The sequence below is a fragment of the Rhodoligotrophos appendicifer genome (genome assembly GCF_007474605.1).
Classification (GTDB): domain Bacteria; phylum Pseudomonadota; class Alphaproteobacteria; order Rhizobiales; family Im1; genus Rhodoligotrophos; species Rhodoligotrophos appendicifer.
Genome location: NZ_VHKL01000026.1, coordinates 1 through 4,434, shown reverse-complemented (window position 1 = coordinate 4,434; position 4,434 = coordinate 1). Strand labels below are relative to the sequence as shown.

Sequence of the window (4,434 nt, the reverse complement as noted above, 5' to 3'; positions counted from 1 at the left end):
ACCAGCCTAGCCAATGGACGGCTTTTACTCCGCCCGCACCGCCATCACGTCGGCGCTCCATGGCCTAATTTGTCACCGCCCTGCACAGCGTTGATATAATCTTCTTCACCGTGGGGGATTGTTAACCATACCCCTCCTGTGTCCGATGTTTATCCACATGCTTCGCCTCAATATGAACCTGCGCGCCGTGATCCTCCATTGCAGTTTTGAATTCCATCACCACAGGTAGGATACGGCTCTCCATAAGTTTCGCCATTCTTTCGGCTGTTTGCTGAGCCTTTTGCTGTCTCCGCTCATCTGGAGACTGAGCGGCATCGAGTCGCCGCTGACGGGAAGCCTTTTGACCCGCGATGAACTGGTGAAATCCAAACTTTGACATTTGTTCCTCCCTATTTTGGGAAAAACATCTGGCAACTCACACGCGCACGCAAGAGCATTCGCCCCCTGAGGGGTGCCGCCGGCCACGCTTGGGAAGGTCGCCAGCGCCGCCGCCTGCGGGCAATGTCGGCACGGGCGTGCTCAAGGGCGAACAGCGTTTTTTTGAACCGAAGCCCCTCGCGGCGCAGAAACGTCCAAACCGTGTCGTGCGACACCATCACCCCACGCGCCGCAAGTTCATCCTTCAGGCCCTGCAACGTCAAATGCGATGTCTGGTTGATGCGCTCGACGATGAACGCCCGATGCGGCTCAAGAACGCGCTTGCGATGCCCGCCCATCTTGCCCGGCGCCACCGAGCCGGTTGCCCGGTAGCGCTGGTGCCACTTCACCGCCGAGGAGACGGCAATCCCGAAGCGGCTGACAGCCGACCGTCAGCTCTCGCCCGACTCAATCGCACCGACCACACGCTCCCGAAGGTCCTTGGATAGAAGTGCTGTCATCAGATGCTGGCCTCCTCTCCAGCCAGCATCTTGAATCACAAAATCAACAAAATCGGAATCCCTCTCGAAGCCGCGGTAATTCCGGAGCTTTGGACGGGGCCCTACAAAGGCTTGCTGAGGCCTGCAACTCAGCAGGCGCCGTAATGCATTTTGTAGACGGCAATCAACCAAGATCTGTGTGGTCCGACGAGCTCGCTGAGTTCGTTGACATATTCGTAAAAGAAGAATGGCATCTAAGAAACTCGAGGATGGAGCGTGGAATGCGGCTCCATTCGTCCGGATGGCTCGGAGCCGTTACGGAACAGCATGCTTTTTCCGAAAGCGAGCTGAGACGAGACCGGTTTCAACAAGAGTTTGCGCGCCCTTTGGGCTTCCATTCGTACGCTGGCGCGATTGTTTCTAACAATCTGGGAGCGATGGTTCCAATATCACTGGAACGACGGTTCCGCGAAGGTTGCTTTTCAGCGGCCGAATTGAGCAGCTTCAATCGCCTATGCTCATTGTTGGAGACTGCGTGCTCATTCGCTGTGCGGCACGGTAATAGCGTGGCCACCTCCCTTCTAATACCCTCGGTTCGGACGAGGGACTGGCCTAATTGATCAGGCGGGAAAATTGACCGTAGCAAACCTTAAATTCGAAGCATTGATCGGGCCCCTGCTAACTTTTAAAAATGGAATTTTGACCACCTCAACTCCAGGTTTGCGCTCGAAGTTCGCGGAGTTGGTAGCCAGGGCTATCACTCCCGATGCTCCAACTGTCAAATTGCGCCCGCTCTTGCTCCCCGGATCGGCAGGACTACGAGGGCACATGATCAGAGTTATCCCTCTCGTCGGCAGAGCAAACGATATTTTTACCCGTGCAAGAGCAGTTATTTCCGTAGTGAACATTGATACTGAAATTGAATTCGATCCAGTTATCGTTAAAGAAGTACTTGGTCTGACACTTTCTGAGGCCAAACTGGCATGTCGAATTGCTGAGGGTAAATCGCTAGAAAATTTTGCAAGCACTGAAGGACTGTCGCTGGAGACGGTACGAAGCAGGATCAAGGAAATATTTGGAAAGACAGACTTACGCCGTCAAACTGACTTGGCCCTCCTTGTTTGCAAGATAGGGAGCCGCAAGCTGTAATCTTGAGCTCGGGCTTTCACAGACGCCTCAAGCATGAGGCGCGTTATACCTCAATCAAAATCCACTTCCCTATCCCCCCCAAATGGGGGTTGTGTGATGATCTAAATCACACAAGACTGAGATCGAAGTCTAGTGAACAAGGACTTGAGATGAAACTCAGTAAAAATCTTTTTGTTGCTTCGTTCGTGGGGTTGTCCGGCTTCATAATGGAGATGCCATCAACAAAAGCTGACACCGTTAGTTGTCCGGAGGGTACTTATCGAATGATTCCTGGATATGGACAAAGGGCGATCTGTGTTCCCTATCCATCCCGTGGCTCTGCATCGCAGCCTCGGCTTCCTGGAAATAGCTCGATCAGTGGTCGTAGCAGCCCAGGCTCTGAAACTGGTTGTACCAACTGTCGCGTAAAGTCTGCGCAGTAACTTTTAGGAGGGTGATATGAAGGTATTCGCCACGTTTTGTTGACCGCCGTAGCTCTGTTTGAATTCTCTGGTGCTTGGTCCGCGACAAGCGATCAGCCACCACAGCCTGTGGCGGCTTCAGGAAGATATGAAACCAGAATCAAAATCGCCCAGTCGTCGACGGCGGCTTGCGATCAGATGAGAATTAATCTCGTTTCGTGCCAGAAGAGCTGGCAATCCATGGGTGGTGGCAGTTCAGGGCAGGCTCTTGCATTCGAGCAATGTATCGACATGTACACAGCTGCGATGAGTGCTTCTGGGTGTTAATGAGAGCCGTAGCTTTCACAGTCATTGGTCTGCTCTTCGTAGCCACCGAAGTCAGGTCGCGAGATATGAGCTGTGAGGATGCAAAGGTTGAATATTCCGGTGTTTGCGCTCTGAGGGAACAGGCGACGAATAAGTATCCACTTGGAGACTTTTCCTACTTTACAAAGTGCAAACATATGGCAGAGGAGGCCTTTGCAGGCTGCCGAAACTGGAAAGGGGTGGCTGCTGATTTCCGAGCGAACAAGGTTAAGCCTGAACCAGGATCCAGCCCACGATCTTCCGCCTCAGACAATGTCTACCAGGATTGCGAGCAAAAGAGGCGGACGGGTTACATTTTAGAACCGAACGAGGTTGACTATTGTGGTGGTCTTCCTCGACGCGATTGACCAGCGCTAACTTGAAAAGAGGTGCTCCACGGAGTGCCTCTTTTTGTCAACGCGCAACCCGTCAGTATAAGACTGTAGATGGCTGCCTCATAGGTTCAATCAATCTATCCAAGGTGCGAGCACGCGAGACGTGACCTTCAGCTCTGCCCCGACATCGTGACGGCGATCGGCGGACCCGTAGCTTGGGCCCCATAGTGTAGGAACGCAGCGACCGCTGCCCACATGCCGGAGGAGCGGTGTGGTAGCGGAGCAGTTTTGGTCCCATTTGAGTTATTGGCTTAAACTGAAGTGACGCGGCCTTGCCATTGACAGTCAAGTATAGACTAGGGACTTTATATTTTTCGTAACAGGTGATTTCCTACCGAAATCTTCCTCTTGCGGATGTGGCACGAAGAGACACCTAGGCCCCCACATCCGCAAATTTGCTGATCATTCAGATTGAACCCAGGTTCAAATTTAGTCATCCTTATCATCGAGTAGACCTAACGACCGCCGCATCCCTCTTTCGACATCATAAGCAGCCTTGCGGGCACGGTCTGGAAGCAGAGCTTTCTTGTAAGCTTCCAGCCAGCGGTTCCGCTTTTTTATAAAAGTCCTGTGTTCGTCTTGACATCTTTTATATTTGGAAACAAGGTCATCAAGCTTCTCCTGGTCCTGTCGTCGGCGCGGTTTTGTTTTCTTCCTTGTCGCTCAAGCTCTTGTTCAAGATCGAGTCCATCGTAATATTCTAGATCTGGATCGTCGCAAAACTCGCCCAGCTTTCTCGCCTCCTGGAGGTAGTAGTGGACGCGGGGTCCGAGAACTTTATTTATGTAGAAGGCAAGCCTGCTTTCCTCGTCACCTCTTTCATCCTGATATCTAGCCTCTAATTTCTCTTGCTTCCCCTCCGGCCATGGCTTGTAATTCGCTAATTGAGTTTTGCTCATTTGCTCAAACGGAAGGTCGCTACGGTTGTCCGACGTCAGAACATTTGGCGCAACTCGCGGCATAAATTAGCGGAGTGTTGGCCTCGTCTGGGGGGTGATGTTATGCGGCGAGCTTGCGGTGTTGTAAGCGCCGACGTTCGATGGTCTGTCCCTTGATCCTTTCACGCTGCTGGATGATGGCTGGGGCCCAGCCGAAGTAGGCGTCGGCGGGCTCTCGTGGTAACGCTGGTGGTTGTAGTGCTCGACGAACGCCTCGATCTGGGCTTCGAGATCGCCAGACAGGAAGTAGTTCTCCAGCACGATGCGGTTTTTGAGGGTCTGGTGCCAGCGCTCGATCTTGCCTTGGGTCTGAGGATGACAGGGAGCACCGCCCACATGGCTCATGCGC

General features: G+C 53.0%; 3 protein-coding genes and 2 pseudogenes. 1 reads left to right on the top strand and 4 read right to left on the bottom strand.

The window, feature by feature from the left end; translation table 11 throughout:
• Positions 1-121: 121 nt before the first annotated feature.
• Positions 122-379: a hypothetical protein gene (locus tag FKM97_RS26055; protein WP_144295384.1), complete on the bottom strand. Its 258-nt coding sequence runs from the start codon at positions 377-379 to the stop codon at positions 122-124.
• 88 nt (positions 380-467) lie between these two features.
• Positions 468-878, bottom strand: a pseudogene (locus FKM97_RS26050) (helix-turn-helix domain-containing protein); the annotation flags it as partial.
• A gap of 807 nt (positions 879-1,685) precedes the next feature.
• On the opposite strand from FKM97_RS26050, the gene FKM97_RS26045 reads away from it, so the two are divergent.
• On the top strand, positions 1,686-2,006 hold the full coding sequence (locus FKM97_RS26045; protein ID WP_144295383.1) for a helix-turn-helix transcriptional regulator: 321 nt from the start codon (positions 1,686-1,688) through the stop codon (positions 2,004-2,006).
• Positions 2,007-3,704: 1,698 nt separating this feature from the next.
• On the opposite strand, the gene FKM97_RS26040 is transcribed toward FKM97_RS26045, so the two are convergent.
• Entirely contained in the window at positions 3,705-4,046 is a 342-nt protein-coding gene (locus FKM97_RS26040; protein ID WP_144295382.1) for a hypothetical protein, read from the bottom strand.
• A 100-nt stretch (positions 4,047-4,146) separates the two neighbouring features.
• A pseudogene (locus tag FKM97_RS26035) lies at positions 4,147-4,434 on the bottom strand (integrase core domain-containing protein); the annotation flags it as partial.

What these genes read in the sequence shown, in the direction of transcription:
- FKM97_RS26040 (WP_144295382.1), bottom strand. Translation starts at nt 4,046, where the DNA reads ATGAGCAAAACTCAATTAGCGAATTACAAGCCATGGCCGGAGGGGAAG.
- FKM97_RS26045 (WP_144295383.1), top strand. Translation starts at nt 1,686, where the DNA reads ATGATCAGAGTTATCCCTCTCGTCGGCAGAGCAAACGATATTTTTACC.
- FKM97_RS26055 (WP_144295384.1), bottom strand. Translation starts at nt 379, where the DNA reads ATGTCAAAGTTTGGATTTCACCAGTTCATCGCGGGTCAAAAGGCTTCC.